The organism is Micromonospora sp. NPDC002411 (assembly GCF_053592955.1).
Map to the genome: position 1 here is coordinate 1 of NZ_JBSFBM010000582.1, position 2,116 is coordinate 2,116.

The window sequence follows — 2,116 nt, forward strand, 5'->3', positions numbered from 1 at the left end:
CGCCCGGTCGATGACGGCACGCAGCAGAAACGGGCTGGCCATCGCGATGACCGAGGAGAGCACGATGATCGCGGTGACGGCGGCGAGCGCGGGCCGGTGGCTGGTGAACAGGCGGCCGATCCGGCGCAGGGACACCTGGCGGGCCTGCGTCTTCTCTTCGGCACTGACGGTGCGGTGGCCGCGGTCGCGGCCCATGGGGGTGGGTTCCAAGGAGTAACTACCTTCCGGTCGACGACATTGCTGAGGTTACCTCAACATGAGGGAACAACCACATCTCCTGCTACCGTATTCCGGTGACCGAGGACACCACTGACGACAGCCTCGCCGAGACGTTCTGGGCGGTGGCGTCCCGTTTGCGGCGGTGCCGCACGCGGGTGCTGCGCGGGCTGGACCGGGGAGTCGACCACGCCGTGCGGCCGTACGAGCCGGAGCGGGCCGGCGCACGCGACCGGGAACTGGCCGCAGTGATATCGGAGGCCAAACTGGTCAAGGACGAGTGGGAGATCGCTCAACTCCAGGACGCCGTCGACGCCACCGTCCGCGGATTCGAAGACATCGCCCGGGTTCTACCAGCCGACCGCGGCGTCTCTGAACGGCTCATCGAAGGGGTCTTCGGCCTGCGCGCCCGGCACGACGGCAATCACGTCGGATACGGCTCCATCGTGTGCGCCGGCCCCAACGCCACCGTCCTGTGCTGGAAACACCACACCGGCACCACAGTGCCGGGCGAGCTGCTGCTGATGGACATGGGCGTGGAGAACCGGCACCTCTACACCGCCGACGTGACCCGCACCGTCCCGATCTCCGGCACCTTCACCCCGCTCCAGCGGCGGATACGCCGGCGGTCGCGACTCTGGTTCCCGTGGTGGCGACCGGGACAGCTCGCGTTCCAGCGCCCCGCGTGAGGGTGGTTACCGCGGTGGCGACCGGGACAGCTCGCGCTCCAGCGCCCCGCGTGAGGGTGGCTACCGCGGTGGCGACCGGGACAGCTCGCGCTCCAGCGCCCCGCGTGAGGGTGGTTACCGCGGTGGCGACCGTCGCGAGGGTGGCTTCGGTGGCGGCGACCGTCGCGAGGGCGGTTTCCGTGGCGGCGACCGTCGCGAGGGCGGTTTCCGTGGCGGTGACCGCGATGGCTCCCGTTCCGGTGCTCCCCGTGAGGGCGGCTTCCGTGGCGGTGACCGCGACGGGTCTCGTTCCGGTGCTCCCCGCGAGGGCGGTTTCCGTGGCGGCGACCGTCGCGAGGGCGGCGGTTTCCGCGGTGGTGACCGTCGTGAAGGCGGCTATCAGGGCGGCGGAGACCGTACGCACTCCGGCCCGTCCCGCGAGGGTGGCTTCCGTGGCGGTGACCGTCGTGAAGGCAGCGGTTTCCGTGGCGGCGACCGTGACGGTGGTTTCCGTGGCGGTGACCGCCGCGAAGGCGGTTCCCGCGAGGGTTCTCGGCCTGGTGCGTCCCGCGAGGGTGGCGGCTTCCGTGGCGGTGACCGCGACGGTGGTTTCCGTGGGGGCGATCGTCGTGAGGGCGGTGGCTTCCGTGGTGGTGACCGCCGTGAGGGCGGCGGCTTCCGAGGCGCTGATCGTCGCGAGGGTGGTGACCGTGACGGTGGTTTCCGTGGCGGTGACCGTCGCGAAGGCGGCTTCCGCGAGGGTTCTCGGCCTGGTGCGTCCCGCGAGGGTGGCGGCTTCCGTGGCGGCGACCGCGAGGGCGGTTTCCGTGGGGGCGATCGTCGTGAGGGCGGTGGCTTCCGTGGTGGTGACCGTGAGGGCGGTTTCCGCGGCGGTGACCGTCGCGAAGGTGGCTTCCGCAGCGGCGACCGCGATGGTTCGCGCTCCGGCGCCCCTCGCGAGGGTGGTTTCCGTGGGGGCGATCGTCGTGAGGGCGGTGGCTTCCGTGGTGGTGACCGTGAGGGCGGTTTCCGCGGCGGGGATCGTCGTGAGGGCGGTGGTTTCCGCGGTGGTGACCGTGAGGGCGGTTTCCGCGGCGGTGACCGTCGCGAAGGTGGTTTCCGCGGCGGCGACCGGGACAGCTCGCGGCCGAGTGGACCACGTGATGGCGGCGCGCCCCGCGAGGGTGGTTTCCGTGGGGGCGATCGTCGTGAGGGCGGTGGCTTCCGTGGTG

The 2,116-nt window shown here is 71.6% G+C and carries 1 protein-coding gene and 2 pseudogenes; 1 reads left to right on the forward strand and 2 read right to left on the reverse strand.

What is annotated here, in order from left to right:
- A pseudogene (locus ACWCO3_RS34130) lies at nucleotides 1-195 on the reverse strand (ABC transporter ATP-binding protein); the annotation flags it as partial.
- Between the two features lie 164 nt (nucleotides 196-359).
- Between ACWCO3_RS34130 and ACWCO3_RS34135 the strand changes: the two are divergent.
- Nucleotides 360-836: pseudogene (locus tag ACWCO3_RS34135) on the forward strand (M24 family metallopeptidase); the annotation flags it as partial.
- Here ACWCO3_RS34135 and ACWCO3_RS34140 read toward each other — a convergent pair.
- Nucleotides 814-2,116, reverse strand: a 1,303-nt coding sequence (locus ACWCO3_RS34140; protein ID WP_450014101.1) for a hypothetical protein, incomplete at its 5' end; no start/stop codon positions are given. The pseudogene ACWCO3_RS34135 and the gene ACWCO3_RS34140 overlap by 23 nt on opposite strands.